At 74.6% G+C, this 26,073-nt stretch carries 26 protein-coding genes; 11 read left to right on the forward strand and 15 right to left on the reverse strand.

Annotation, left to right across the window (positions count from 1 at the left end; all coding sequences use genetic code 11):
• The first annotated feature begins 199 nt into the window (after positions 1-199).
• Entirely contained in the window at positions 200-517 is a 318-nt protein-coding gene (locus tag IR158_RS15455; RefSeq protein ID WP_291814345.1) for a DUF4031 domain-containing protein, read from the forward strand.
• A 105-nt stretch (positions 518-622) separates the two neighbouring features.
• Here the strand turns inward: IR158_RS15455 and IR158_RS15460 are convergent, their stop codons facing one another.
• From IR158_RS15460 to uca, 3 genes are all read right to left on the reverse strand, one after another.
• Positions 623-1,597 carry an energy-coupling factor ABC transporter permease gene (locus tag IR158_RS15460; protein WP_291814346.1) on the reverse strand — a complete coding sequence of 325 codons (975 nt, stop codon included), beginning with the start codon at positions 1,595-1,597 and terminating at the stop codon, positions 623-625.
• An 88-nt stretch (positions 1,598-1,685) separates the two neighbouring features.
• Entirely contained in the window at positions 1,686-3,485 is a 1,800-nt protein-coding gene (gene atzF, locus IR158_RS15465; RefSeq protein ID WP_291814347.1) for an allophanate hydrolase, read from the reverse strand.
• On the reverse strand, positions 3,482-7,138 hold the full coding sequence (gene uca / locus IR158_RS15470) for an urea carboxylase (protein ID WP_291814349.1): 3,657 nt from the start codon (positions 7,136-7,138) through the stop codon (positions 3,482-3,484). Before uca ends, atzF begins: the two co-directional genes overlap by 4 nt.
• A 168-nt stretch (positions 7,139-7,306) precedes the next feature.
• On the opposite strand from uca, the gene IR158_RS15475 reads away from it, so the two are divergent.
• On the forward strand, positions 7,307-8,929 hold the full coding sequence (locus IR158_RS15475; protein WP_291814350.1) for a sodium-dependent transporter: 1,623 nt from the start codon (positions 7,307-7,309) through the stop codon (positions 8,927-8,929).
• Entirely contained in the window at positions 8,929-9,063 is a 135-nt protein-coding gene (locus IR158_RS15480) for a methionine/alanine import family NSS transporter small subunit (RefSeq protein WP_227578154.1), read from the forward strand. The genes IR158_RS15475 and IR158_RS15480 overlap by 1 nt, the downstream gene beginning before the upstream one ends.
• A 40-nt stretch (positions 9,064-9,103) precedes the next feature.
• On the opposite strand, the gene IR158_RS15485 is transcribed toward IR158_RS15480, so the two are convergent.
• From IR158_RS15485 to urtA, 6 genes are all read right to left on the reverse strand, one after another.
• Positions 9,104-9,778: a GntR family transcriptional regulator gene (locus IR158_RS15485; protein WP_291814351.1), complete on the reverse strand. Its 675-nt coding sequence runs from the start codon at positions 9,776-9,778 to the stop codon at positions 9,104-9,106.
• A gap of 72 nt (positions 9,779-9,850) precedes the next feature.
• Entirely contained in the window at positions 9,851-10,543 is a 693-nt protein-coding gene (urtE, locus tag IR158_RS15490) for an urea ABC transporter ATP-binding subunit UrtE (RefSeq protein WP_291814353.1), read from the reverse strand.
• Positions 10,543-11,466 carry an urea ABC transporter ATP-binding protein UrtD gene (gene urtD / locus IR158_RS15495; RefSeq protein WP_291814355.1) on the reverse strand — a complete coding sequence of 308 codons (924 nt, stop codon included), beginning with the start codon at positions 11,464-11,466 and terminating at the stop codon, positions 10,543-10,545. The genes urtE and urtD overlap by 1 nt, the downstream gene beginning before the upstream one ends.
• Complete coding sequence (gene urtC / locus IR158_RS15500) at positions 11,463-12,671, reverse strand: urea ABC transporter permease subunit UrtC (RefSeq protein WP_291814357.1); 1,209 nt, start codon at positions 12,669-12,671, stop codon at positions 11,463-11,465. Before urtC ends, urtD begins: the two co-directional genes overlap by 4 nt.
• Complete coding sequence (urtB, locus tag IR158_RS15505; protein WP_291814358.1) at positions 12,668-13,552, reverse strand: urea ABC transporter permease subunit UrtB; 885 nt, start codon at positions 13,550-13,552, stop codon at positions 12,668-12,670. Before urtB ends, urtC begins: the two co-directional genes overlap by 4 nt.
• Before the next feature lie 107 nt (positions 13,553-13,659).
• Positions 13,660-14,949 carry an urea ABC transporter substrate-binding protein gene (gene urtA / locus IR158_RS15510; protein ID WP_291814360.1) on the reverse strand — a complete coding sequence of 430 codons (1,290 nt, stop codon included), beginning with the start codon at positions 14,947-14,949 and terminating at the stop codon, positions 13,660-13,662.
• 223 nt (positions 14,950-15,172) lie between these two features.
• Between urtA and IR158_RS15515 the strand changes: the two genes are divergently transcribed.
• The 8 genes from IR158_RS15515 (at position 15,173) to IR158_RS15550 (ending at position 22,324) form a co-directional block, all read left to right on the forward strand.
• On the forward strand, positions 15,173-15,475 hold the full coding sequence (locus IR158_RS15515; protein ID WP_291814362.1) for an urease subunit gamma: 303 nt from the start codon (positions 15,173-15,175) through the stop codon (positions 15,473-15,475).
• A gap of 76 nt (positions 15,476-15,551) precedes the next feature.
• Positions 15,552-15,890: an urease subunit beta gene (ureB, locus tag IR158_RS15520; protein WP_291814363.1), complete on the forward strand. Its 339-nt coding sequence runs from the start codon at positions 15,552-15,554 to the stop codon at positions 15,888-15,890.
• Positions 15,890-17,593 carry an urease subunit alpha gene (locus IR158_RS15525; RefSeq protein ID WP_291814364.1) on the forward strand — a complete coding sequence of 568 codons (1,704 nt, stop codon included), beginning with the start codon at positions 15,890-15,892 and terminating at the stop codon, positions 17,591-17,593. The genes ureB and IR158_RS15525 overlap by 1 nt, the downstream gene beginning before the upstream one ends.
• A gap of 418 nt (positions 17,594-18,011) precedes the next feature.
• Complete coding sequence (locus IR158_RS15530; RefSeq protein WP_291814365.1) at positions 18,012-18,557, forward strand: urease accessory UreF family protein; 546 nt, start codon at positions 18,012-18,014, stop codon at positions 18,555-18,557.
• The gene (gene ureG / locus IR158_RS15535; RefSeq protein WP_291814366.1) at positions 18,550-19,365 is read left to right on the forward strand and encodes an urease accessory protein UreG; all 816 of its coding nucleotides are present in this window, start codon (positions 18,550-18,552) and stop codon (positions 19,363-19,365) included. Before IR158_RS15530 ends, ureG begins: the two co-directional genes overlap by 8 nt.
• Positions 19,362-20,120: an urease accessory protein UreD gene (locus IR158_RS15540; protein WP_291814368.1), complete on the forward strand. Its 759-nt coding sequence runs from the start codon at positions 19,362-19,364 to the stop codon at positions 20,118-20,120. Before ureG ends, IR158_RS15540 begins: the two co-directional genes overlap by 4 nt.
• A gap of 59 nt (positions 20,121-20,179) precedes the next feature.
• Positions 20,180-21,004, forward strand: a complete 825-nt coding sequence (locus tag IR158_RS15545) for an urease accessory protein UreD (protein WP_291814369.1) — start codon at positions 20,180-20,182, stop codon at positions 21,002-21,004.
• A gap of 90 nt (positions 21,005-21,094) precedes the next feature.
• Positions 21,095-22,324 carry a pyridoxal phosphate-dependent aminotransferase gene (locus tag IR158_RS15550; protein ID WP_291814371.1) on the forward strand — a complete coding sequence of 410 codons (1,230 nt, stop codon included), beginning with the start codon at positions 21,095-21,097 and terminating at the stop codon, positions 22,322-22,324.
• A gap of 45 nt (positions 22,325-22,369) precedes the next feature.
• Here the strand turns inward: IR158_RS15550 and IR158_RS15555 are convergent, their stop codons facing one another.
• From IR158_RS15555 to IR158_RS15580, 6 genes are read right to left on the reverse strand one after another with little or no spacing between them, the layout of a single operon-like run.
• Positions 22,370-22,855, reverse strand: a complete 486-nt coding sequence (locus IR158_RS15555; RefSeq protein ID WP_291814372.1) for a hypothetical protein — start codon at positions 22,853-22,855, stop codon at positions 22,370-22,372.
• A complete protein-coding gene (locus IR158_RS15560) occupies positions 22,852-23,214 on the reverse strand; it encodes a response regulator (protein ID WP_291814374.1) in 363 nt (120 codons plus the stop codon). The genes IR158_RS15555 and IR158_RS15560 overlap by 4 nt, the downstream gene beginning before the upstream one ends.
• A gap of 31 nt (positions 23,215-23,245) precedes the next feature.
• Positions 23,246-23,698 carry a chemotaxis protein CheX gene (locus IR158_RS15565; protein WP_291814375.1) on the reverse strand — a complete coding sequence of 151 codons (453 nt, stop codon included), beginning with the start codon at positions 23,696-23,698 and terminating at the stop codon, positions 23,246-23,248.
• On the reverse strand, positions 23,695-24,078 hold the full coding sequence (locus IR158_RS15570; RefSeq protein ID WP_291814376.1) for a response regulator: 384 nt from the start codon (positions 24,076-24,078) through the stop codon (positions 23,695-23,697). Before IR158_RS15570 ends, IR158_RS15565 begins: the two co-directional genes overlap by 4 nt.
• Positions 24,075-24,998 (reverse strand): protein-glutamate O-methyltransferase CheR, encoded by a 924-nt coding sequence (locus IR158_RS15575; protein WP_291814377.1) that lies wholly within the window; start codon positions 24,996-24,998, stop codon positions 24,075-24,077. Before IR158_RS15575 ends, IR158_RS15570 begins: the two co-directional genes overlap by 4 nt.
• Positions 24,995-26,062, reverse strand: coding sequence for a chemotaxis response regulator protein-glutamate methylesterase (locus IR158_RS15580; protein ID WP_291814379.1), 1,068 nt, complete (start codon positions 26,060-26,062; stop codon positions 24,995-24,997). The genes IR158_RS15575 and IR158_RS15580 overlap by 4 nt, the downstream gene beginning before the upstream one ends.
• Between the last annotated feature and the right edge of the window lie 11 nt (positions 26,063-26,073).

Genomic DNA, 26,073 nt, shown 5'->3' on the forward strand with positions numbered 1-26,073 from the left:
AGCGACGCGGACCCGTCCCGCCGGGGACGCGGACCGCGAGCGGACCCCGTCCCGCAGTGGACGTCAGCGACGTGGACCCCGTCCCGCAGTGGACGTCAGCGACGTGGACCCCGTCCCGCCGGGGACGCGGACCGCGAGCGGACCCCGTCCCGCCGGGCGCGCTCGCGACGCGCGCGGGCCGCTCTCGTAACCTCGGACCGTGACCGTCCTCGTCGACCCCCCGCTGTGGCCCCGGCACGGGACCGTGTGGGGGCACCTCGTGAGCGACACCTCGTACGCGGAGCTGCACGACTTCGCGGAGCGCGCCGGCATCCCGCGGCGGGCGTTCGACCAGGACCACTACGACGTGCCGGCCGAGCGGTGGGACGACGTCGTCGCGCTGGGCGCCGAACCCGTGGGCACGCGTGACCTGGTCCGCCGCCTGCGCGCCTCGGGACTGCGCGTCACCGCCCGCGAACGTCACCCGCCAGCTCCCCCGGCGGGACGGCCAGGACACCCGGCACGTCCCACCGGCTGAGACACGGCCCCCACGAGACCGGGCTCGGTCGTCGATCGCGGCATCGAAGGACGACCCAGCCCGGTCTCGCGCGGACCGCGTCCCGGGATGTGGACGACGGGCGCCTCAGGCCTGGACTGCCGTCCGCGACCGCGCCACCGCCGCGGCCAGGCCCACCGCGAGCGCTGCACAGACCAGCACCCCGACCGCTCCCGCCACGGCGACGAGCACACCCCCCGCGTCGCCGTAGTCGGCCAGCGGCATCCCGGCGAGCGCGTGGTCACGGGCCGCACCGGCGAACCCGGTGCGTTCCGCGGTCGCCTCGAGGCCGTCGGGCGCGGACGAGGCGAACGACGACAGCACCACGGCCGCCAGCCCTCCGAGTCCGGCGAGGACGCCGGCAGGACGCAGCGCCCCCGAGCGGGCGGGCGCGCCGTCGCGCGCGGTGAGCGCGACCGCGTCGGGCCGCACGGCGACGACCACCGCGACCACCGCCCCCGTGATCACGGCCTCACCGAGCCCGATCAGGGCGTGCACACCGAGCATGTGCGCCGCCAGCGCACCCGTCGGCACGCCGACCGTCCCGCCCACGGCATACAGCCCGACGAACAGCGCCGCCGCTGCGACGACCCCCGCGGCACCACCGAGAGCCGCACCCAGCGGGCCTGCCGCGCGCCCGTCCCCGCCGGCCGTCCGGCGGCGCGCGGCGCCGACGACGCCCCGCGCGACCACCCAGCCGACGAGCGTGCCGACGACCGCCATGAGCAGCGTGTTCGTCCCCAGTGCCGTGAGGCCGCCGTCCGCGAAGACCGCCGCCTGCACGACCAGCACCACCGTCACCGACAGCAGCCCCCACACCGGTCCCAGCAGCGCAGCAGCGACCGCGCCCCCCATCAGGTGCCCGCTCGTGCCGGCACCGACCGGGTAGTTCACCATCTGCAGGCCGAACACGGCGGCCGTCGTCGCGCCGATCATCGCCGGGTGCGGCCCACGCGCCGCACCGCGTCGGGCGCGCAGCGCGGCCGCCACGACGACGGCGCCGGCGGCCGCCGCGGTCGTCGCGGACACCGGGTCGCTCAGGTACTGGTCGGGAACGTGCATCGTCGTGCTCCTTCGGGTGCTCGGGGGCGCGATCGCCCTGTCCGGGATCGGTGGTACGGGTGTCGGGCCGACGTGCCGTGCCGGCTCATCAGGTCCTCTGCGTCGCGAGGACCGCCGGCCGGCCGGGGCCGGCGCGGGCCCCCGTCGCGGCGGGAGCGCGGGGCACGCAGGTCCAGCAGACGACCCACGAGCCGTCGGTGAGCTCGACCGGCCCGAGGGCCGCGGGCGCGGGCAGCGACACCAGGAGCCTGCCGAGCGCCCCGGCCGAGAGCCGCCAGACGTCGCCGGCGAACGACGCGCCCGCACCCCGTGCGACCCGCGCGAGGGCCGGCCCGTGGGGGTACGCCGGGCGGGGCTCGTCCCCGTCCGGCGCGCGGAGCTCGTACGCGTCCGACGTCCGCGCCCCGCGCTCGCACCGCCCGCCGAGGCCGGCGAGGGTGCGCCGCACAGCGCCGTCGGCCGGCCCGACGACCAGCAGCTCGACGGACCCCGGCACCACCAGGGGCGCGACGGGCCTCGGCAGCACCTGGGCGCCGTCGCCCGCCACCGGCGCGAGCAGCCGCGCCGCGAGGTCGAGGGCAGGCTGGTCGTCGAAGGCACGCGCGAGGACGCTGACGCCGAACGGCTCGCCGTCGACCGTCCCGACGGGCAGCGCGACGGCGGCCAGGTCCAGCAGGTTGACGAAGTTCGTGTAGGTCCCGAGCCGGCGGTTGACCCCCACGGGGTCGGCCGCGACGTCGGCGAGCGTCGGGTGGTCGGTGGTCGTGGGCAGCAGCAGCAGGTCGCACCCGTCGAGCACGTCGAGCGCGTGGGCGCGCGCCGTGGCCAACGCGGCCCGGTCCCGCACGTACTCCGCCGCGGAGACGCTCGCCCCGGCGAGCACGATGGCCGCGACGGTGGGGTCGGCGTCCGGCGGCGAGCCCGCCAGGAAGTCCCCGACGGCGGCGTACCGCTCGGCGAGGATCGCACCGTCGTAGAGCAGGTGCGCGGCGGCGAGCATGCCGGACACGTCGACCTCCACCGTGCGCGCACCCACGGCCCGCGCGTGCGCGACGGCGGCACGGAAGGCGACGCGCCACGACGGCGTCAGCGCCTCGAGGTCCGCCGCCCGGGGCACGGCGACGACCGGGTGCTCGGGCAGCGCGAGCCGGACGTCCGCCGGCCAGCCACGACCGCCCGACCGGTCGCCCGAGGCCTCGACCATGATCCGGGTCGCGTGCGCACCGGTGGCCAGGTCGCGCGTCAGCGTCGTGACGACGTCGTACGACGCGCACGCGGGCACGACGCCGTCGGTCGGGACGAGGCCCACGGTCGTCTTGATGCCCACCAGACCGTGGAACGCGGCCGGGACGCGGCCCGAGCCGGCCGTGTCGGTGCCGATGCCGATGTCCGCGACGCCCAGCGCGACGGCGACCGCCGACCCGGACGACGACCCCCCGGACACGCGGTCCGGCAGCGTCGCGTGCCGGACCGCGCCGTACGGGCTGCGCGTGCCGACCAGGCCCGTGGCGAACTGGTCGAGGTTGGTCTTGCCCAGCAGGACCGCGCCCGCGTCGAGCAGCGCCTGCACGGCCGGTGCGGTGCGCGGGGCCGGGCCGGGGCGGCCGCGGGGGTCCGTGGCGTACGAGGGGCAGCCGGCGGTCGTCGGCAGCCCGGCGACGTCGACGTTGTCCTTGACGGCCAGCGTCGTGCCCGCCAGCGGCAGGTGCTCGCCCGCGGCGACCCGCTGGTCGACACGCCGGGCGGCGGCGAGCGCGTCGGCCTCGGGGAGCAGCAGGGTCCACACCTCGGGCCGGTCGACCTCCCGCAACCGCGCGTGGGCCGCGCGCACCCGGGCCTGCGCGGTCGCGCTGCGCGTACCGGCCGCGCCGGGACGCCGGGCCGTCACGTGGCGACCTCCAGCACCGCGAGGGGCGTGCCGGGTGCCACGTGGTGCCCCGGCTCGACGAGCACGCGCACCACGCGACCGTCGGCCGGCGCGGCGACGGGCAGCTCGAGCTTCATGGCCTCCAGGGCGACCAGCACGTCGCCCGCGCGCACGTCGGCGCCGACGGTGGCCGCCACCCGCCACACGGCCCCGACCATGGGCGACACCACGAGCACGTGCCCGGCGGGGAGGTCGACGACGGGCGCGTCGCCGTCCGGAGCACCGGCGGCGCCGTGGCCCCGCCACGACGGACCGCACCGCGCAGCACCGGCACGCGCCCCCTCGTCCTCGGCACGGACGTCGAGCTCGCCCGCCGCGGCCCAGGCGGCGCGCTCCGCCGCGAAGGCCACCGCCTGCCGCGCACGCGTCGCCGCGATCTCCTCGGCGTGCGTGGTCAGCAACGCGTGGTGCTCCCGCGCGGAGAACTCCCCCTCCTCGACGTGCACGTCGAGGCGCCCGGCGGCGAACGCGGCGCGCTGCTCCGCGAGCTCGGCGGCGCTCACGCGGTGCCACACGATGCGGTCGAAGAACCGCAGCAGCCACGGCGCGCCCGACGTCCCACGACGCCGGTGCCCCGACCAGACCGGCAGGGTCCGGCCGACCAGCTGGTAGCCACCCGGGGAGTCCATGCCGTAGACGCACAGGTACTGCCCGCCCAGCCCGACCGTCCCCGCCGCGGTCCACGTGCGCGCCGGGTTGTACTTGGTCGTCAGCAGCCGGTGCCGGGGGTCGAGGGGCACGGCCAGGGGGGCACCCAGGTACACGTCGCCGAGGCCGAGCACCAGGTACTCCGCCGCCAGCAGGGTGTCCAGGACGTCGTGCGCGCTCGCCAGGCCGTTCATGCGGCGTACGAGCTCGACGTTCGACGGCAGCCAGGGCGCGCGCTCCCGCACGCCCGCGGTGTACCGCTCGACCGCCTCGTCCACCGCCGGGTCCTCGAACGACAGCGGCAGGTGCACGCGGCGGGACGGCACGACGAGCACGTCGGTCGGGGGCAGGTGGGCCTCCAGCGCGGCGAGCACGTCCACGAGCGCGCGCACGGGCAGCGACGCCGGGTCGACGTGCACGTGCAGGGTGCGCACCCCGGGCGTGACGTCGACGACGCCGGGCAGCGCGCGGGCGCGCAGCGCCTCGGCGAGCGCGTGCACCCGCAGCCGCAGCCCGAGGTCCAGCACCGGAGGGCCGTACTCGACCAGCACGTTGTCGTCACCGCCACGCCGGTAGACCACCTCAGGACGCCCGCGTGGGCCGTCGGCCGTCACCTGCGCGAGCACGCCGTCGTCGCCGTCGGGACCGGTGCGCAGGTCCGGGGGCAGCGTCGCCGCGGCGCGTCGGACGGTCGAGGTGCGCAGCACCTCGGCGGCGGCCGCGTCGACCGGAACCAGGCGCACGGTGTCCCCGGGGCGGATCTGCCCGAGGCGCCAGCGGTGGCCCGTCACCACCGTGACAGGGCACGCGAACCCGCCCAGCGAGGGCCCGTCCGGGCCCAGCAGGATCGGGGTGTCGCCCGACAGGTTGAGCGCGCCGACGCTGTACGGGTTGTCGTGGACGTTCGACGGGTGCAGGCCGGCCTCGCCGCCGTCGGGCCGTGCCCAGCGCAGCCGCGGGCCGGTCAGGCGGACACCGCTGCGGTCGGTGTGGGCCTGCACCTGCCACGTGGCGCCGTACAGCGTCGCCATGCCCTCGCGCGTCAGGTGGGCCGGGGCGGGCTGCGGCCCCTCCTGCACCGCGAGCTCCCACGCGTGCGTGAGCCGCGGACGCGCCTCGAGGGGCACCGGCGCGACCGGGCGGGCGTCGTCCGGCACCGGCGCGGGGACCAGCACGTCCCCCGTCGCGAGCGCACTCCCGGTGTACCCGCCGAACCCGCCGGGCACGAACGTCGCCGCCGACCCGAGATACCGCGGGACGTCCAGACCCCCGCGGACCAGCACGTACGTCCGCAGGCCGGGCCCGTGGGGTGCGCCGATGTCGAGCACGCCGCCCGCGGGCACGTCGACGGGCTGCCACGACGGGACGGGCACGCCGTCGACGCTCACCGGCACGTCCGCGCCCGTCACGCACACCACCGCCGGGTGGCTGAACCGCAGCCGGGGGCCCGCCAGCGTGCACTCCAGGCCCGGTGCGCCCTCGGGGTTGCCGAGCGCGACGTTGCCGAGCCGGAACGACAGGTCGTCCACCGGCCCCGACGGGCACACGCCCACGTCCCAGTACCCGACGCGTCCGGGCCAGTCCTGCACGGTCGTCAGGACGCCGGGCCGCAGCACCTCGACCCACGGCTCGTCGTCCGTGACCCCGGCGAGGGTCGCGGTCGTGTGGCGTGCCGCCCGGACGTCCGGGTCCGCCACGGCGGCGCGCAGCAGCGGCAGGTTGGTGGCGACGCCGTGCACGGCCGTGCCCGCGAGCGCGACCCCGGCCGCGGCGAACGCCGACGCGCGGTCGGAGGCGTGCACGACGACCTTGGCGAGCAGCGGGTCGTAGTGCGTCGTGATCTCCTGACCGGGCTCGGCCCAGGTGTCGACGCGGACGTCCGCGGGCAGGTCGACGGCGGTGAGCAGGCCGGTGCCGGGGCGGTAGCCGCGGCGCGGGTCCTCCGCGTAGACGCGCGCCTCGACCGCGTGGCCGTGGACCGGCGGGCCGGTGTCGGGCAGGGCGGCGAGCTCGGCGTGCAGGTCGCCGTCCCCGCGCGCGAGGCGCAGCATCCAGCCGACGAGGTCGACGCCCGTGACCTCCTCGGTGACGGTGTGCTCGACCTGCAGCCGCGCGTTGACCTCGAGGAACGCGTGGTCCCCGCGCTCGACGTCGACGACGTACTCCACCGTGCCGGCCGACCGGTACCCGACCGACGCGGTCAACGCACGCGCGGACGCGGCCAGCTGCGCGCGCAGGTCGCCGGGCAGGCCCGGGGCGGGCGCCTCCTCGACGACCTTCTGGTGGCGGCGCTGCAGCGAGCAGTCGCGGTCCCCCAGGCTGACGACCCGCCCCGTGCCGTCGCCGAACACCTGGACCTCCACGTGCCGGGCCCGGCGCACGAGCCGCTCGAGGAAGATCCCGTCGTGGGACGCCGGGAGCCGCGCGAGCCGCTCGTACGCCGCGCGCACGTCCGCGGGTGTCGCGCACGCGCGCATGCCGAGGCCACCGCCCCCGCCGGCGGCCTTGACCATCACGGGGTAGCCGAGGTGCTCGGCGGCGGCCAGCGCGTCGTCGACGTCGGCCAGCAGACCGCTCCCCGGCAGCAGCGGGACGCCTGCCGCCTGCGCGGCCCGGCGCGCGCGGTGCTTGTCGCCGAACAACGCGAGCTGGTCGGGCGTCGGGCCGACGAACGTCAGCCCTGCCGCCTCGACCGCGCTCGCGAAGCCGGGGTCCTCCGACAGGAACCCGTACCCCGGGTGGACCGCGCCCGCCCCGGTGCGCAGCGCGGCCTCCACGACCGCGTCGACGTGCAGGTACGCGTCGGGCGGGCCGATCCGCACGGCCACGTCCGCCAGCCGCACGTGCGGCGCGGCGGCGTCGACGTCGGAGTGCACCGCCACCGTGCGCAGGCCCAGCGCGGCCGCCGCGCGCAGGATGCGCACGGCGATCTCGCCCCGGTTGGCCACGAGCAGGGTGTCGAACACGGCGTCCTTCAGGTCGGGAGCGGCGTGTATACGCGCCGGTATCCCGGACGGTAGGGATGCGGTGTTGCCCCGGACGTCCGACGATGTGAACGCTGGGTTACGCGCCTCGCGTTGACCGGTTCGCCGGGATACTGCACGCTCGGACGACCACGACGGCAGGAGGCCGGCATGAGCGCAGCGGCGGCGGGCGCCACAGGGCAGGTGGACGAGGGGCGCAAGCGCGGCGCGTTCAGCTCGCGGCGCGTCTTCATCCTCGCGGCGATCGGCTCGGCGGTCGGGCTGGGCAACATCTGGCGGTTCCCGTACGTGACCTACGAGAACGGGGGCGGCGCGTTCATCGTGCCGTACCTGGTCGCGCTGCTGACGGCGGGCCTGCCGTTCCTGCTGCTCGACTACGCGATCGGTCACCGGAACCGCGGCTCCGCCCCGCTGTCCTTCGCCCGCCTGCGCCGCGGCACCGAGGGGCTCGGCTGGTGGCAGGTGGCCATCTGCTTCGTCATCGCCGTCTACTACGCGGCCGTGGTCGCGTGGGCGCTGCGCTACACCTTCTTCTCGCTCGACAAGGCCTGGGGCTCCGACCCCGAGGGCTTCTTCTTCGGCGAGTTCCTCCAGGCCGGCGACGTCCGCGTCACCACCGACGTCGTGCCCGGGGTGCTCGTGCCCCTCGCGATCGTCTGGCTGGGCGTGCTGGTGATCATGGCGCTGGGCGTCCAGCGCGGGATCGGTGCGAGCTCCGTGGTCTTCATCCCGGTGCTGATCCTGGCGTTCGCGGCCCTCGTCGTGCAGGCGCTGCTGCTGCCCGGCGCGGCGGCCGGGCTCGACGCCCTCTTCACACCGGACTGGTCGGCGCTCACCTCGGCATCGGTGTGGGCGGCCGCGTTCGGCCAGATCTTCTTCTCGCTGTCCATCGGCTTCGGCATCATGATCACGTACGCCTCGTACGTGGGCCGCCGCGAGGACATGGTCGGCTCGGGCTTCGTCGTCGGCTTCGCGAACTCCAGCTTCGAGCTGCTCGCCGGCATCGGCGTGTTCGCCGCCCTCGGGTTCATGGCGCAGGCCAACGGGGTCGCGGTCGGCGACGTCGCCAGCAGCGGGATCGGTCTGGCGTTCATCGCGTTCCCGACGATCATCAGCGAGGCACCGGCCGGCGCGCTCATCGGCGTCCTGTTCTTCGGGTCCCTCGTCCTGGCCGGCATCACGTCGCTCGTCAGCGTCATCGAGGTGGTCATCTCCGCCGTCCGCGACAAGTTCGACACCCGTCGCCTCACCGCGACCCTCGCGGTCGTCGTGCCGTGCGCGCTGCTGAGCCTGGCCCTGTTCAGCACGACGAGCGGCATCTACGTCCTCGACGTCGTCGACCACTTCGTCAACCAGTACGGCATCCTCGTCGTGGCGCTGGTCAGCATGCTGGTCGTCGCCTGGGCGCTGCGCGCCCTGCCCGCCCTCGGCGCGCACCTCAACGTCCACGGCCGCCCGCGGCTCGGTCGGACCTGGCGCTTCCTGACGAGCGTCGTGGCCCCGGTGGGGCTGGTCGTCGTGCTCGTCTTCGCGCTCCGCGACGACCTCGGCGCACCCTACGAGGACTACCCCGCCTGGCTGCTGATCGTCTTCGGCTGGCTCATGGTCGTGCTGCTGCCGGTCGTCGGGTTCCTGCTGGCCCGCGTCCCGTGGCGCGCCGGGACCCACCTGGACGGGCCGCCACCCGGCTCCGACCCCACGGCACCGCTGGACGCCACCGGCATCGGGGCGTCCGGGGCTCGCCCGGCCCGTGACGACGAGGGAGACCGCTGATGAGCACGAGCGCGATCGTGATGATGGTGGTGGCGATGGTCGTCATCTGGGGTGGGCTGGCCGCGGCGATCGTCAACCTGCTGCGGCACGGCTCGGTCGAGAACCGCGCGGAGAACGTGCGCCGGGACCTGTGAGGCCTGCGGCCGGCTGACGAGGCGGGGTCGCCGCACCCTCTCAGCCCGCGACCGCCATGCGCGCCATCGCGTGCGACGCGCGCTCCATCACGACCTCCAACGACTCCCCCACGTGCCGGTGCAGCGCCGTGAGCGCCTCGCCGAGCCGCTCGCCGAGGACCAGGTCGAGGATCTCGATGTGCTCCTCGACGGTCGCGGTGATGCGCTCGTCCTCGATGAAGTCGTGCATGCGCACGGCGCGGATCTTCTGGTTCACGGTGACCAGGGCGTCGGTGAGCTGGCCGTTGCCCGACGCCTGGGACAGCGCGCGGTGGAAGCCCTCGTCGAGCACCACGAAGCTCGGGTCCGGGTCGGGGACGACGTCGCGCATCTCCTGCCAGCGGGCCAGCTCGGCGCCCAGGAGGTCACGGTCGTGCTGGACCTGCGGGTTCTCGATGGCGCGCGCGATGCCCCGCAGCTCGAGCGTGATCCGCAGCTCGTACAGGTCGCGCAACGCGGCCAGCGACGGCACGACGACGGCGTAGCCGAAGTCCGTGCGCTCGACGAGCCCGTCGGACAGCAGCCGCGACAGCGCCTCGCGCACCGGGGTGCGGGACACCTCGAACGCCTTCGACAGCTTGGGCTCGGTGAGCCGCTCACGCGGCGAGACACGCCCGTTGAGGATCTCGTCGCGCAGCTGCTGGTACACCTGCTCGCGCAACGACCCGCTGGCCATGCTCATGACAGTAGCCCTCCGCCCCCCACGTCCCCGGGGCGGACGCCCCGGGGATCAGCCGCGCGACGACGCTCAGAGCGCCATCGCGGCACGCACGTCACCCTCCTGGGCGACGCCACCGACACCGTCGGCCGTCACCCTCCCCGACTCCAGGACGTAGTAGCGCGACGACGCGGCGAGCGCGAAGCCCACGTGCTGCTCCACGAGCAGCACCGACAGCCCGTTCCCTGCGAGCTGCACGATCGCGTCCTCGATCTCGGCGACGACCGACGGCTGGATGCCCTCGGTCGGCTCGTCGAGGACGATGAGCCGCGGCCCGGTGATGAGCGCGCGGGCGATCGCGAGCTGCTGACGCTGCCCGCCGGACAGCAGCCCTGCACGCCGCCCCAGCAGCTCGCGCAGCGCGGGGAACAGGTCGAGCGCCTCGTCGAGCCGCCGGGCCCCCGCCGGCCCGGCGACGTCGGCGACGAGCTGCAGGTTCTCCCGCGCAGTGAGCTGCCCGAACGACTGCTGCCCCTGCGGCACGTACGCCAGGCCCGCGCGCACCCGCTGGTGCGGCCGCCACCGCGTGACGTCCTGCCCACCGAGCAGGACCGTGCCGGACCGCACCGGCAGCAGCCCGACCGCGGCCCGCAGGAGCGTCGTCTTGCCCGCACCGTTGTGGCCCATGACGGCGACGACCGACCCGTCCGGCACCTCGACGTCGACCCCGTGGACGACCGCGGTGCGGCCGTACCCGACGTGCACCCCGCGCAGCTCCAGCATCACTCCACCTCCGTGCTCGCGACGGGCGCGGCGTCCGTCTGCGCCGCCGCGCCATCCGTCTGCGCCGCCGCGCCTCGCCCCCGCCCGTGCGCCCCCGACCCCAGGTACACCTCGACGACCCGCGGGTCCGCCTGCACCTGCGCGACCGTCCCCTCGGACAGGACCCTCCCCTGGTGCAGCACCGTGACCGAGGAGGCGAACGAGCGCAGGAACTCCATGTCGTGCTCGACGACGACGACCGTGCGCTGCTCGCCGATGCGCTGCAGCAGCAGGCCCGTCTCCTCGCGCTCGGCCTGGCTCATGCCCGCCACCGGCTCGTCGAGCAGCAGCAGCCGCGCGTCCTGGACCAGCAGCATGCCGATCTCGAGCCACTGCTTCTGCCCGTGCGCGAGCACCCCGGCGGGCAGGTCGCGCACCTGCGTCAGGCCCACGGTCTCCAGCGCGGCCTCGACCTCGGGCGGCACGACGTGCCGACGTCGCAGCATGGTCCACGGCCCGCGCCCGGCCCCGGCGGCGATGTCCAGGTTCTGCAGCACCGAGAGCTCGTCGAAGACGCTCGCGGTCTGGAACGTCCGCCCGACGCCCGCGCGCACGATCCGGTGCGACGGTCGCCCGAGCAGCTCGACGCCGCCGAACTGCACGGACCCGGTCGCGGGCGCCAGGCCCGTGATCGCGTCGACGATCGTGGTCTTGCCGGCGCCGTTCGGCCCGATCAGGAAGCGCAGGTCCCCCTGCGTGACGGTCAGGTCCACGCCGTCGACCGCGACGAACCCGTCGAAGACGACGCGCAGGTCGCGGATCTCCAGGTAGTCGTGGCGGAAGCGCTCACCCGGGGCGGCGATGACCGCCTCGAGGGCCTCGGGGTCCAGGCCGCCTGTGGCGTCGGGCGCGACGACGGGGCCGGTGTCGGTGTGCTCGCTCATGCGTGCCTCCCTGCGGTGCGGGCCGCGTCGGCGGCGTGCTGCGCGTCGTCATCGGGTGCCGTGCCGGTCCCCGCGGGCGTGGCGGTCGGGGCCGGCGGGTCCCCCGGCACGTCGTCCGACGTCCCACGGCGCCGCCGCCACAGGCCGCCGAGGGACGCGAACCCCTGCGGCAGGAACGCGACGACGAGGATGAACAGCGCCCCCTGGAAGTAGGTCCAGAAGGACGGGAACTGCTCCGAGAGGCCGGTCTCGGCCCACGACACGGCCACCGCGCCCAGCACCGGGCCCAGCAGCGTCGCGCGCCCGCCGATCGCGACGCCCACGAGGAACCCGATGGACGGGATCACGCCCACGTCGGCGGGCGAGATGATCCCCACGACCGGGGCGAACAGCGCGCCGCCGATGCCGGCGAAGCACGCCGCGATCGCGTAGGCGACGACCTTGACGTTCGCCGGGTCGTACCCGAGGAACCGGACGCGGTTCTCCTGGTCGCGGACGGCGACGAGCAGCTCGCCGTAGCGCGAGTGCATGAGCAGCCGCACCACCACCACCATCGCGATGAGCACGCCTGCCGCGATGAAGTAGAGCATCCGCTTGTTGACGGGGTCGGCCAGGTCGTACCCGAAGAACGACCGGAACCCGTTGAGGCCGTTAGTGCCGCCCGTGACCTTCTGCTGACCGACCAGCAGGATCGCGAACGCGGCCGCGAGCGCCTGGGACAGGATCGCGAAGTACGCGCCGCGCACCCGGCGGCGGAACACCGCGAGACCGAGCAGCGCGGCGATGCCGGCGGGCAGCACGAGGATCGCCAGGACGGTCACGACGGGGCTGCGCAACGGCTCCCACCAGCCGGGCACGACGCCGTCGCCGTACAGCAGCAGGAAGTCCGGCACCCCGCCGGGGCCCGCGTCGGACAGCTTCATGTGCATCGCCATCAGGTAGCCCCCGATGCCGAAGAACACGCCCTGCCCGAGGACGAGCATGCCGCCGCGCCCCCACGCCAGGCCGATCCCGACCGCGACCATCGCGAGGCACAGGAACTTGGCGAGCAGGTTCAGCCGGAAGTCCGAGAGCAGCGCGGGGGCCAGCCCGAACAGCACGACCGCGGCGACCGCGACGCCGGCCCACACGCGCACGGCAGGGCGCCGCCACCAGGTCGTCGACGTGCTCGCAGGCTGCGCGGCGTCCGTCGTCCCCGCGCTCATGCCAGGCTCCGCGTGCGGACCGAGACCAGGCCCTGCGGCCGGACCTGCAGGAACGCGACGATGACGACGAAGAGCAGGACCTTGGCCAGGCTCGCGGTCGTCGAGTACTCGAACGTCGCCTGCACGATCCCGAGCGAGAACGCGGCGATCACGGCGCCCTTGAGCTGGCCGATGCCCCCGACGACGACCACGAGGAACGCGTCGACGATGTAGTTGGTGCCCAGGGTCGGGCCGATCGACCCGAGCAACGTCAGCGCGACGCCCGCGACCCCCGCCACGCCGGAGCCGACGAAGAACGTGAGGCGGTCGGTGGCACGCGTCGAGACGCCGGAGGTCTCCGCGAGGTCGCGGTTCTGCACGGTCGCGCGGATGCGGCGGCCCAGCGACGTCATCTTGAGGACGAGGGCCAGCACGACCACGCACGCGATCGCGAGACCCAGGATGAACAGCCGCGTCTTCGGCAGGTTCATGCCGAGGAACGGCACCGCACCCGAGAGCCACGCCGGGGCGCGCACGTCGACGTTGGGGGCACCGAACACGTCCCGCGCCAGCTGCTGCAGCACCAGCGCGACGCCGAACGTCACGAGCAGCGTGTCCAACGGCCTGCGGTACATCCGGGAGATCAACGTGACCTCCAGCAGCAGGCCCAGCAGGCCGCCGACGACGAACCCGACGGGCAGCGCGACGAGCAGCGAGACGCCCGCGTCGGGGATGAACGCCTGCAGGACGAACGCCGTGTACGCGCCGGCCATCATGAACTCGCCGTGCGCCATGTTGATGACGCCCATCTGGCCGAACGTCAGGGCCAGGCCGAGCGCCGCGAGCAGGAGCACCGAGCCGAGGCTCAGGCCCGCGAAGAGCTGGGAGAACAGGGCGTCCATGCGGCGCCGCCTTCCGTGGGTGGTCGTGCACCGGGGCGGGTGGCCCGGTCCGTTCGTCGGACCGGGCCACCGCGCTCAGGGGTGCGTCCGGGCGTGCGGGACGCGGGTCAGGACAGGCCCTCGGCCCAGTCGTAGCCCTCGAGGAACGGGTCCGGCTCGATCGGGCCGTCCGACTCCCAGACGGAGTGGATGAGACCGTCCGCACCGATCTCGCCGATGTACGCCGTCTTGGCGATGTGGTGGTTGTCGCCGTTGACGGTGACGGTGCCCTCCGGGGCGTCGAAGCTGACGCCGTCCGCGGCCTCCTGGATGTCCGCGACCGCGAAGGACTCGGCCTTCTCGACCATGCCCTTCCACAGGTAGAGCGACGTGTACGCGGCCTCCATCGGGTCGGACGTCGGGCGGTCGTCGCCGTACTTCTCCTTGAACGCCGCGACGAACGTCGTGTTCTCGGGCGACTCGACCGTCTGGTAGTAGTTCCACGCGGTGAGCTGGCCGACGATGTTGTCGACGCCGATGCCGCCGACCTCCTCCTCGGCGATCGACACCGAGACCACGGGGGTGGCGTCCACCGTCAGGCCGACGTTCTTGTACTCCTTGAAGAACGCGACGTTGGAGTCACCGTTCAGGGTGTTGAACACCGCGTCCGCGCCGGACGCCTTGAGCTTGTTGACGATGGTCGCGAAGTCGGTGTGCCCCAGCGGCGCGTACTCCTCACCGACGATCTCGATGCCGTTCGCCTCGGCGTAGGCGTTGATGATCTTGTTCGCGGTGCGCGGGAAGACGTAGTCCGACCCGACGAGGAAGACCTTCTTCTTCCCCTGCTCCTTGAGGTAGTCCATGCCGGGGATGATCTGCTGGTTCGTCGTCGCGCCGGTGTAGAAGATGTTCTTCGACGCCTCGAGGCCCTCGTACTGCACGGGGTAGAACAGCAGCGAGTTCTTCGACTCGAAGACCGGCAGCATCGCCTTGCGGGACGAGGACGTCCAGCCGCCGAAGACCGCGGCGACGCAGTCGGACGAGATGAGCTTGTCGGCCTTCTCGGCGAAGACGGTCGGCTCGGAGGCGCCGTCCTCGGCGACGACCTCCAGCTGCTTGCCGAGCACGCCGCCGGCCGCGTTGATCTCCTCCGCCGCCAGGTCGAGCGAGTCGCGGACCGTCTGCTCGGAGATGGCCATGGTGCCGGACAGCGAGTTGAGGAACCCGATCTTCACGGTGTCGCCGGAGGTGTCGACGCAGGACGCGCCACCGGAGGCGGACGCCGTGCCGCCGTCGCTGCCTGCGGCGGTGCGGGCGCCGCCGCAGGCCGACAGCGTGAGGGCGGCCGCGAGCGCCGCGGCCGACAGTGCGAGCGCGCGCTTCCGGGACGTCCGCGAGGGGAGGGGGTGTGTGGTCAACGGAGTGCCTTTCGATCAGGACGAGCTGACGGGCGATGCCGGGCTCGGGCGCCGACCCACCGCGTGCCACCGCGCTGTGTCCCGCGGCGTATACAGGCCGGTGCCCATGGCCGAGGACGCTAGGGAGCACGTGTTTCGCGGATCCGCCGGTTCCTGTAAACATCGCGTTTCGGCTGTATACGCAGGCGGATACAGCCCCGTCGACGGCCCTAGGGTGCGGTCCATGAGGCTCACTCCCGCCGATACCGAGAAGCTGTTGCTGTCCGTCGCCGGCATGGTCGCGCGCGACCGGCTGACCCGCGGCGTCCGGCTCAACCACCCCGAGGCCGTCGCGCTGCTCAGCACCTGGGTGATCGAGCGCGCACGCGACGGGGTCGGCGTGTCGCAGCTGATGTCGGACGGCCGCTCGGTGCTGCGCCGCGACCAGGTCATGGACGGCGTCCCGGAGATGCTGGCTGACGTGCAGGTCGAGGCGACCTTCCCCGACGGCCGCAAGCTCGTGACCCTCCACCACCCCATCCCCTGACTCACGAGACCGAGAGATCGAGGGGTTCCGGCCCCGGAAAACTCTGGCTCACCAGACCGACCTTGGAGGTAGGCACATGGCAGGCACGTCCGGCGACGGCCCCGGTGCGGTGCGCACGCGCGCGGGCACGCTCGTGCTCAACGGGGACCGCGCAGCGCACGAGCGGATCACGCTCGTCGTCGAGAACACCGGGGACCGGCCGGTGCAGATCGGCTCCCACCTGCACCTGCCCGATGCCAACGCGGCACTCGCCTTCGACCGCGCGGCCGCGCACGGGTTCCGGCTGGACGTGCCGTCGGGGACCTCGCAGCGGTTCGAGCCGGGGGCCTCGCGGGCGGTCGAGGCCGTCGCGATCCGCGGGGCACGGCGTGTGCCGGGCCTGCAGCGCGGCAAGGCCGACGGGGGTGCGCTCTAGTGGTCGAGATCTCGCGTGCGCGGTACGCCGCGCTGTACGGCCCGACGACCGGCGACCAGGTGCGCCTCGGTGACACCGACCTGTGGATCGAGGTCGAGGACGACCTGACCGTCGGCGGCGAGGAGGCCGTGTTCGGCGGCGGCAAGTCGATCCGCGAGTCGATGGCGCAGGGCTCGACGACGCGGGCGCAGGGGGCACCGGACACGGTGATCACCAACGCCCTGGTCCTGGACTGGTGGGGCATCGTCAAGGCGGACGTCGGCATCCGCGACGGACGCATCGTGGCCCTGGGCCGCGCAGGCAACCCCGACGTCGCGGACGGCGTGCACCCTGACCTGCACATCGGCCCGTCGACCGACGTCATCAGCGGCGAGGGACGCATCCTCACGGCGGGCGGCATCGACGTCCACGTGCACTTCCTGTCCCCGTCGCAGGTGCACGAGGCCCTGGCGACCGGCCTGACGACGCTCGCCGGCGGCGGGACGGGCCCGTCCGAGGGCTCGAAGGCGACGACAGTGACGCCGGGGGCCTGGCACCTGCGCGCACTGCACCGCGCGCTCGACACCGTCCCGGTGAACCTGCTGCTGCTGGGCAAGGGCAACACCGTCAGCGCCGAGGGCCTGGCCGAGCAGGCCCTGGCCGGCGCCGGCGGCTACAAGGTCCACGAGGACTGGGGCTCGACGCCCGCGGCGATCGACGCCGCACTGCGCGCCGCCGACGACTGGGGGCTGCAGGTCGCGCTGCACTCCGACTCGCTCAACGAGGCCGGGTTCGTCGAGTCGACGATCGGCGCGATCGCGGGCCGGTCGATCCATGCGTTCCACGCCGAGGGCGCCGGCGGCGGGCACGCGCCGGACATCCTCACGGTCGCCTCCCTGCCGCACGTCATCCCCGGATCGACCAACCCGACGCTCCCCCACACGGTCAACACGGTGGCCGAGCACCTCGACATGCTCATGGTCTGCCACCACCTCAACCCGGCCGTCCCCGAGGACCTCGCGTTCGCCGAGTCCCGCATCCGCGCGACGACCATCGCTGCCGAGGACGTCCTGCACGACATGGGTGCGCTGTCCATCACGTCGTCCGACGCCCAGGCCATGGGCCGCATCGGCGAGGTGATCACCCGCACGTGGCAGGTCGCGCACGTCATGAAGCACCGGCGCGGACCGCTGTCGTCGGCCATGCCCGCGGACAACGAGCGTGCCCGCCGCTACGTCGCGAAGTACACGATCAACCCCGCGGTCGCGCACGGCATCGACCACGTCGTCGGGTCGGTCGAGGTCGGCAAGCTCGCGGACCTCGTGCTGTGGGACCCGCGGTTCTTCGGCGTCCGGCCCGACGTGGTGATGAAGGGCGGCGCGATCGCGTGGGCCGCGCTGGGCGACCCGAACGCGTCCATCCCGACCCCGCAGCCGGTGCTGATGCGGCCGTCGTTCGCCGACGCGACCGGGGCGGACGTGTCGGTGTCGTTCGTCGCGCCGGCCGCCCTCGACGACGGCCTGGCCGATCGTCTCGGCCTGCGGCGCCGTCTGGAGGGCGTGCGTCCCACGCGCGACGTCGGCAAGGCGCAGATGGTCAACAACGACACCCTCCCGCGCATCGAGGTCGACCCGGAGACGTTCACCATCCGCATCGACGGCGACGTCGTCGAGCCGGCCCCCGCGGACGTCCTGCCCCTCGCCCAGCTCTACTCCCTCTTCTGACATGGACACCCCCACCCCTCCCCCGCGGGAGAGCAGTCCAGTCACCGACGCGTCAGCCCTGCTCGTTCTCGCCATGCTGGCCGACGCCCGCCTCCCGACCGGCGCCCACGCCCACTCCGCCGGCCTCGAGCCGGCCGTCCAGGCGGGCCTGCTCACCCCGGCCGCGTCCCCCGACGTGCCACCCAGTCACGCCACCCCTGACTGGATTGCACTCTCACGACCAACGGGGGTGCCTACGGGGGTGCCCACGGGGGTGCCCACGGGGGTGCCCACGGGGGTGCCTACGGGGGTGCCCACCCGGGGGCTCGCGGGGGTGGCCTCCCACCCCACCCCGGGCGTGAGAGTGCGATCCAGTCACCGCACCCGCGACTCGATCGCACTCTCGCGAGGGCGGGGTGGGGGGGAGGACGTGGGGCGGGTGCCCGCGCTGGCGGCGACGCGGCTGCGGACCGTGACCGCGACCGAGGCGGGGGCCGCCGTGGTCGCGCGGCATCGGTGGCTCGACCGGCGTGACCTCGCGCCGGTCGAGGACGCGTGGGCCGCGCGCACCCCCAGCCCTGCGGTCCGCGACGCGACGCGGCGCCTGGGCCGCGGCTACCTGCGGCTCGCGCTGGCGCTGTGGCCCGACGAGCTCGCCGGCGCGTTCGCGCCCGGGTCCGCGCCCCCGCGCCCGCTGGTCGCGGGCGCGATCGGGGCGGTCGCCGGTCTCGACGCGCTGCAGGTCGCGCTGCTCGTCGGCTACGACGACGTCCAGACGATCGCGTCGGCCGCGCTCAAGCTCACCCCCCTGGACCCCGCGACGACGACGCGCTGGGTGCTCGACCTGCACCCGGCCGTGGCGGCGATGGCGGCCGACGTCGCCCACCTGACCGACCCGGACGACATCCCGTCGGCGGGAGCACCGATGACCGACGCGTGGGCACAGGCCCACGCCCGCACCACCCGGAGGCTGTTCCATGGCTGAGACCCCCGCCACCCCCACCCGCGCGTTCCGGCTCGGCGTCGCCGGACCGGTCGGCACCGGCAAGACGTCGCTCATCGGGCTGCTGTGCCGCGAGCTGGCGGACGAGATCGAGATGGGCGTCGTCACCAACGACATCTACACCGACGAGGACGCGCAGATCCTGCGGGCGGCGGGCGTGCTGGAGATCGACCGCATCCGTGCCGTCGAGACGGGCGCGTGCCCGCACACCGCGATCCGCGACGACGTCACCCCCAACCTCATCGCCGTCGAGGACCTCGAGGCCGACCACGGGCCGCTGGACCTCGTGCTGGTCGAGTCCGGCGGCGACAACCTCACCGCGACCTTCTCCCCCGCGCTCGTCGACGCGCAGATCTTCGTCCTCGACGTGGCCGGCGGCGGCGACGTCGCCCGCAAGGGCGGCCCGGGCATCGCGCGCGCCGACCTGCTCGTCGTCAACAAGACGGACCTCGCGCCGTACGTCGAGGTCGACGTCGAGCGCATGCTGAGCGACGCGTCCGACGCCCGCGACGGCGGCCCCGTCATCGGCCTGTCGCGGCACGACCGCGCGTCCGTCGACGCCCTGACCGACTGGGTGCGGCGCATGACGGCGGCCGTCCGCGCGGGGCAGCACACGCCCGTCGACCCCGGCCCGATGGCACCGCACAGCCACGCCGACGAGGACGGGCACGTGACCGTCCACAGCCACGACCCGGCGGACGGCCACGCCCACGACCGCGTCGCCCACGGACACCCGCACCCCCAGGAGCACCGCCCGCACCCGCTCGCGCACGAGCGCCCGGCAGTGTGAGCCCCTCCACGCTCGGTGCGACCCGGCTCGTCGTCGCCCGCGCACCCGACGGGCGCGTGCGGGCGGACCTCGACGGGACGCTGCTGTCGTGCCGACGGCTGCCGGACGAGCACGGGACGGTCCGCGTCGCGCTCGTCGCCACCCAGGCCCTGCTGCTGGCCGGCGACGACGTGCGGATCACCGTGCAGGTCGACGACGGCCTGGCGCTCGAGGTCGTCGAGGTCGCCGGGACGGTCGCGTACGACATGCAGGGCGGCAGCGCGACGTGGCGTGTCGACGTGCGTCTGGGTGCCGGTGCGCTGCTCGTCTGGGACGCGTTGCCGTTCGTCGTCGCCACCGGCGCCGACGTGCAGCGCACGGCGACGCTCGAGCTGGCCGAGGGCGCGCGTGCGGTGCTGCGCGAGACGTTCGTCCTCGGCCGCACGGGCGAGGTGGGTGGTCGGCTGACGACGACCACGCGCGCCCGTCTGGCGGGTCGCCCGCTGCTCGTCGAGACGCTCACGGTCGACCCGGACGCCCGCCGGGACCCGGCGCTGCTGGGCGGCGCACGGTGCCTCGACACCGTGACGGTGCTCGGCTCCCGCTACGACGCCGAGCCGCCGCCCGGCGCCGACGTCCTGCAGCTCGACGGTCCCGGCACGCTGGTCCGCACCTTCGGCACGGACGCCCACACGGGCGACCTGACGGGCGCCGTCACGCTCGCCCGGCACACCGTGACCGCCGGCCCCGATGGCGCGACGCCCGCACGTCGGTGAAGATGGCCCGGTGCTCGTGCCCGCCCGCGGGGAGGTGGGCGGGCACGAGCACGCCGGAGGTGGACATCCTGCAGGTCACGACGCACGAGCCCCAGGGCGTCCGCACGACCGGCCGGCCGGTGGCCTGCCGCACCCGTGTCGCCGTCACCGCCGAGGGCGACGTCGAGCTCGCGGGTGACCTCGTGAGCGCGCGGCGCCTGCCAGCCGAGCACGGCCGAGCCCGCGTCGCGCTCCTCGCGCCGCCGGCGCCGGTCGGGGGCGACCTGCGGATCGAGGTCGACGTCGCGCCGGGTCGCGCGCTCGAGATCGTCGAGAGCACGCGCACCGGAACCCACGACGTGAACGGCCCCCGGACCACGTGGCTCGCCCACGTCCGCCTCGGGCAGGACGCCGTCCTGATCTGGCCGAGCCTGCCGGTCGTGGTCGGCGACGGGGCCGACGTCCTGCGGCTCACGCACGTGGAGCTGGCGCAGGGTGCCCGCGTGGTCCTGCGCGAGACCCTCGTCCTGGGACGCACGGGCGAGGCGGGCGGGCGCGTGCGCACGACGGTGCGGGCGCGGCTGGCTGACCGGCCGCTGCTCTCGGAGACGTTCGTCGCCGAGCCGGCACCACCGATGATCGGCGAGCTCGACGCCGTGCTCGACGCGGTCAGCCTCATCCGCGACCCGCAGGACGCCATGGCGGCCGCCCACCGCGACCGACAGCCGCCCGTGCAGGAGCAGCGCCTCGACACGCTGCTCGTCCTGGGCGCACGCCTCCACCACCCGGACGCGCTGCAGCTGGAGCGCGAGGGCACCATGCTGCGCGGCCCGGAGGCGCGCGCTCACGACGGCGACCTGGCCGGGCTGATCGCCCCGTACGCGTCGTTCGTCCTGCCCGGCTGACCGCGGACCGACCACCGGCCGTCGCGACCAGGCCACCTCCTCCCGAGTGGCCGCAGCGTCCGCCCACGAGGCAGGACTACCCTGCATGACATGCTGCTGCGCCCCCTCGACCAGTCCGCCAAGCTCAAGGACGTCCTCTACGAGATCCGGGGCAAGGCACTCGACGAGGCAGCACGCATGGAGGCCGAGGGCCGCCGCGTGCTCAAGCTCAACACCGGCAACCCTGCGGCGTTCGGGTTCGACGCGCCGCACCAGATCGTCGCCGACGTCATCGCCGCGGTCCCCCACGCGCACGGGTACACCGAGTCGCGCGGCATCCTGTCGGCACGCCGCGCCATCGTCACGCGGTACGAGACCGTCGAGGGCTTCCCCACGTTCGACGTCGACGACGTGTACCTGGGCAACGGCGTCTCGGAGCTCATCACCATGACGCTCCAGGCGCTGCTCGACGAGGGCGACGAGGTCCTCATCCCGTCGCCGGACTACCCGCTGTGGACGGCCATGACGAGCCTGTCCGACGGCAAGCCCGTGCACTACCGGTGCGACGAGACGAACGGCTGGGAGCCGGACGTCGAGCACATCCGCGAGCAGATCACGCCGCGCACCAAGGCGATCGTGGTCATCAACCCCAACAACCCGACCGGCGCGGTGTACCGCCGCGAGGTGCTCGAGCAGATCGCCGACATCGCGCGCGAGCACAGCCTGCTCCTGCTGGCGGACGAGATCTACGACCGCATCCTCTACGACGACGCGCAGCACATCCCGATGGCGAGCGTCGCGCCCGACCTGCTGTGCCTGACCTTCAACGGGCTGTCGAAGACGTACCGGGTCGCCGGCTACCGCTCCGGGTGGGTCGTCGTCACCGGGCCGCAGAGCCACGCCAAGGGCTTCCTCGAGGGCATGACCCTGCTCGCGTCGACGCGGCTGTGCCCCAACGTCCCGGCGCAGTACGCCATCCAGGCGGCCCTGGGCGGCGTGCAGTCGATCAACGGCCTCGTCGCACCGGGCGGCCGGCTGCACGAGCAGCGGCAGGTCGCGTGGGAGGGCGTCAACGCCATCCCGGGCGTCTCGTGCACCAAGCCGGACGGCGCGCTCTACCTCTTCCCGCGCCTCGACCCCGAGGTGTTCGGCATCGTCGACGACGCCCAGCTCGTCTACGACCTGCTCGTCAGCGAGCAGATCCTCCTCGTGCAGGGCACCGGGTTCAACTGGCCCACGCCCGACCACCTGCGCATCGTCACGCTGCCCGAGGCGCGCGTGCTCGCCGAGGCGGTCGAGCGCATGGGCAACTTCCTGTCCTCGTACCGGCAGACCCGCTGACCCGTCGGCGGGCGGCCCGGGCCTCCCGGTCGCCCGCCGACGCGCTCACAGCACGAGCAGCGAGAAGCCGCCGGACCCGTACCCCGGGACCTCGACGACGAGGTCGGTGCGCCGCACGTAGGCACGCACCCACGGCGCGGCGTCGGCGGGCAGCGCCTCGCGCGGCTGGTACACCGCGTCGAGCCGCAGGTGCGGCGCACCCTCGACGTTGAGCAGCGAGGCGAGGACGTTGAGCACCTCGGCCGCGTTCTCGTCGAGCGGCGCCTCGAGCACCTGGCTCACCGCGCAGTCCTGCGCGAGGCGGGCCGGCACGAGGCCGAGCGCCGCCCCGAGGTGTGCCGCCGCGGCGACGTCCAGCAGGCACATCGCCTTGAGGCGCAGCAGCCCGTCGACGTAGAGGCCGACCATGGCGCCCCCCTCGGACGACGGGTCGACCATCGGGGCGCCGGTGCGGACGTCGACCTCCCGCCCCACGAGGCCGCAGAGCAGCTCCCGCACGTGCTTCGCGGTGGGCAGGGGCGTCTCGGTCATGCGAGCACCGGCTCGATGACGGACCGGAACTGCTCGGCCGTGAACGGCTTGGAGACGAGGAACAGGGCCCCCTCACGCCCGGCGAGCTCGCGCATCTCCGGCGACCCCTCCGAGGTGACGAAGCCCAGCGGGGTCTCGTACCCCTCGGCGCGCAGCCGGCGCAGCAGGTCGATGCCCGTCATCTCGGGCATGTTCCAGTCCGAGAGGATGACGTCCGGCTCCTCGGCACGCACGGCCTCGAGCGCCTGCGCACCGTCGCCGGCCTCCCGGACCTCCCAGTCGTAGCCCGCCTGCCGGAGCGTACGGACGACGATCTGGCGCATGACGCGGCTGTCGTCCACGACCAGGACGCGGATCATCGGTGTCCTCCTCGGTTGCGGGGGTGCGCCGTCACGCGGCACCCCTGACGGTGAGCACGAGCGCGCGCCCGCGCCAGTCCAGCGTGACCCGCGTGAGGACGACCGTGGCGTCCTCGCACGGCTCGTGGTCGGCGACCTCGGGCAGCCCGAGGGTGCCGTGCGCCGGCAGCAGCGACTTGACGTTGCCCCCGACGACGTTGGCGACCTCCCCGAACGCGTCGCGCAGGTCCTCGTCACCGACCGCCTCGTCCGGCCCGAGCGCGAGCAGCGCCCGGGCGAGCGCGTCGGCGGTCGTGCGCTCGGTCGTCACCGAGGCCCGGCCGACCCACCCGCCGTGCAGGTCGACCCACGCGACGACGGGCCGCGCCCAGTCCGGGGCGGGGCCGTCCCAGGGGCGGACCGTGCCCGGCTCGCCGTCGACCATCGCGGCGAACAGGTCCTGGGCGATCGTGTAGACGTCGCCGTCGGCGAGGGTCTGGCTCATGCGTGCACCCCCTGGGGGACGAGGCCGAGCAGCACGAGCTTCTCGCGCACCGCCTCGGCCGAGAACGGCTTGATGAGGTACTCGTGCGCCCCGGCGGCCAGCGCCCGCACGATCTGGGAGTGCTCGCTCTCGGTCGTCACCATCATGAGCGTCATGGACCTCCACTCGGGGCGGGCCCGGACCTGGGAGACGAACGTCAGCCCGTCCATGACGGGCATGTTCCAGTCGATGCACGCGAGCTCCGGCAGCGGCCCCTCCGCGAGCCGCTCGAGCGCGTCCTGGCCGTGCTCGGCCTCGACGGTCTCGAACCCCAGCCCTTCGAGGATGCGGCAGACGATCCGGCGCATCGCGCGGGAGTCGTCGATGACGAGCGCTCTCACAGTGGCCCAGCTCCTCGCGGTGTCGGCAGGCCGGTCGCGGTGGCGACCGGTACGGCAGGGACGTGGACGCCGGGAGCCCAGAGGGCGGCGACCGGCGTGACGGCGTGCGCCGGCACGGGCACGGCGCGGAAGATCGTGGCCGCGCCGGCCGCGACCCGCTCGAAGCCCTCGTGGACCCCGAGGGTCGTCTCGGCGGACCCGAGCACGAGCCACCCGCCGGGCTGCAACGAGCGCAGCACCTGGTCGAGCACCCGCACCCGGGTCGCCAGGTCGAAGTAGATGAGCACGTTGCGCAGGAACACGACGTCGAACGTCCGCCACGCCGGGGGCGCCCCGAGCAGGTTGTGGTGCGCGAACCGCACCCGCGAGCGCAGCGCGTCGGACACCTGCCACCCGCTGCCGCTGCGCCGGAAGTGACGCACGAGCGCGGCCGCCGGCATGCCGCGGTTCATCTCGAGCGAGGTGTAGTGCCCCTCCCTGCCGCGCTCGAGCGCGCGGGGGGACAGGTCGGTCGCGAGGACGTCGCAGTCCCCCGCGGCCAGGTCGGCGAGGGTCATGGCGATCGAGTAGGGCTCCTGGCCGGTCGCGCACGCGGCCGACCAGATGCGCAGCGGCCCGGAGGGCCGGGTCGCGCGCACCTGCGGCACGACGTGCTCGCGCAGCGCGTCGAACGGCGCGACGTCACGGAACCACGACGTCTCGTTCGTCGTCATCGCCTCGACGACCTCCTCGACGGTCGCCGGCGTCGGGTGGGCGCGCAGCCGCGCGACGAACGTGTCGACGTCCGTGGCGCCGCACTCCCGCGCGGGCTGCGCGAGCCGGCTCTCGACGAGGTACTCCTTGCCGGGCTCGAGGTGGATCCCGGCGCGCTCGTGGACGAGCTGCGCGACGTACGCGAACGTGGCCTGCGAGATCGTCATCGGGCTCCCCCCGTGCGGGTCTGGACGGCCCGGGCGACGGCCGGTGCGAGGTCGTCGAGCGGCAGGACGTGGTGGGCGTACCCGGCGGCGACGACCGCGCCGGGCATGCCCCACACGACGCTCGTGGCGCGGTCCTGGGCCAGGACGGTGCCGCCCGCGGCGACGACCCTGCCGGCCCCCGTGCGCCCGTCCGCGCCCATGCCGGTGAGCACGACGGCGAGCGTCCGCCCGCCGACGGCGTCGACCGCCGACCCGAGCAGGACGTCGACCGCCGGGCGGCAGAAGTTCACCGGCGGCCCGTCGGTGAGCCGCGCCACGAGGCCGCCGGCGACCCGGCGCACCTCGAGGTGGCGGTCGCCGGGGGCGATGTGCACGCGACCGGGCCGCAGCACCTCCTCGTCCGCCACCTCGACGACCGACCACGGCCCGACGCGGTCGAGCCGGCCCGCGAGCTGCCGGGTGAACACCGGCGGCATGTGCTGGACGACCGCCACCGGCACGTCGAGCAGCGGGAGCCCCTCGAGCAGCCGGGTGAGGGCAGCCGGGCCACCGGTCGAGGCGCCGACGAGGACGAGCTCGACGCCGTGCGGCGCAGGCGGCCGGGGCGGGGCGGGGACCGCAGGCGCCGCCGGTGCGCGCGCCGGCGCGGGTGCGGCGCGCCCGCCGAGCGCCAGCACGCGCGGCACGAGCTGCGCGGCCACCTCGTCGACGGACTGCGCCACCGTGCCGGTGCCCGTCGGCTTCGCGACGTAGTCGGTGGCACCGGCGGCCAGCGCGTCGAGCGTCGAGCGCGCGCCACGCTCGGTGAGCGTCGAGAACATGATGATCGGCTGCCGGTGCCCGGCGGCCCGCAGCGCGCGGACCGCCTCGATGCCGTCCATCTCCGGCATCTCGACGTCCATCGTGACGACGTCGGGCGCCAGCTGCTCGACCTTCTGCACCGCGATGCGGCCGTTGGCGGCCACACCCACGACCTCGATCGAGGGTTCGCGCGACAGCGCCGCGTGCACGAGCCGCCGCACGACGACCGAGTCGTCGACGACGAGCACCCGCGTCGTGGGCACCGCCCCTCCCG

It is taken from the genome of Cellulomonas sp., from assembly GCF_015234515.1.
Lineage (GTDB): Bacteria > Actinomycetota > Actinomycetes > Actinomycetales > Cellulomonadaceae > Cellulomonas.

Coding starts and splice junctions, on each gene's coding strand:
- IR158_RS15575 (WP_291814377.1), bottom strand. CDS start 24,998: ATGACGATCTCGCAGGCCACGTTCGCGTACGTCGCGCAGCTCGTCCAC.
- IR158_RS15515 (WP_291814362.1), top strand. CDS start 15,173: ATGAGGCTCACTCCCGCCGATACCGAGAAGCTGTTGCTGTCCGTCGCC.
- IR158_RS15485 (WP_291814351.1), bottom strand. CDS start 9,778: ATGGCCAGCGGGTCGTTGCGCGAGCAGGTGTACCAGCAGCTGCGCGAC.
- IR158_RS15475 (WP_291814350.1), top strand. CDS start 7,307: ATGAGCGCAGCGGCGGCGGGCGCCACAGGGCAGGTGGACGAGGGGCGC.
- ureG (WP_291814366.1), top strand. CDS start 18,550: ATGGCTGAGACCCCCGCCACCCCCACCCGCGCGTTCCGGCTCGGCGTC.
- IR158_RS15555 (WP_291814372.1), bottom strand. CDS start 22,855: ATGACCGAGACGCCCCTGCCCACCGCGAAGCACGTGCGGGAGCTGCTC.
- IR158_RS15480 (WP_227578154.1), top strand. CDS start 8,929: ATGAGCACGAGCGCGATCGTGATGATGGTGGTGGCGATGGTCGTCATC.
- IR158_RS15560 (WP_291814374.1), bottom strand. CDS start 23,214: ATGATCCGCGTCCTGGTCGTGGACGACAGCCGCGTCATGCGCCAGATC.
- urtB (WP_291814358.1), bottom strand. CDS start 13,552: ATGGACGCCCTGTTCTCCCAGCTCTTCGCGGGCCTGAGCCTCGGCTCG.
- ureB (WP_291814363.1), top strand. CDS start 15,552: ATGGCAGGCACGTCCGGCGACGGCCCCGGTGCGGTGCGCACGCGCGCG.
- IR158_RS15565 (WP_291814375.1), bottom strand. CDS start 23,698: ATGAGCCAGACCCTCGCCGACGGCGACGTCTACACGATCGCCCAGGAC.
- urtC (WP_291814357.1), bottom strand. CDS start 12,671: ATGAGCGCGGGGACGACGGACGCCGCGCAGCCTGCGAGCACGTCGACG.
- IR158_RS15460 (WP_291814346.1), bottom strand. CDS start 1,597: ATGCACGTTCCCGACCAGTACCTGAGCGACCCGGTGTCCGCGACGACC.
- urtE (WP_291814353.1), bottom strand. CDS start 10,543: ATGCTGGAGCTGCGCGGGGTGCACGTCGGGTACGGCCGCACCGCGGTC.
- IR158_RS15550 (WP_291814371.1), top strand. CDS start 21,095: ATGCTGCTGCGCCCCCTCGACCAGTCCGCCAAGCTCAAGGACGTCCTC.
- urtD (WP_291814355.1), bottom strand. CDS start 11,466: ATGAGCGAGCACACCGACACCGGCCCCGTCGTCGCGCCCGACGCCACA.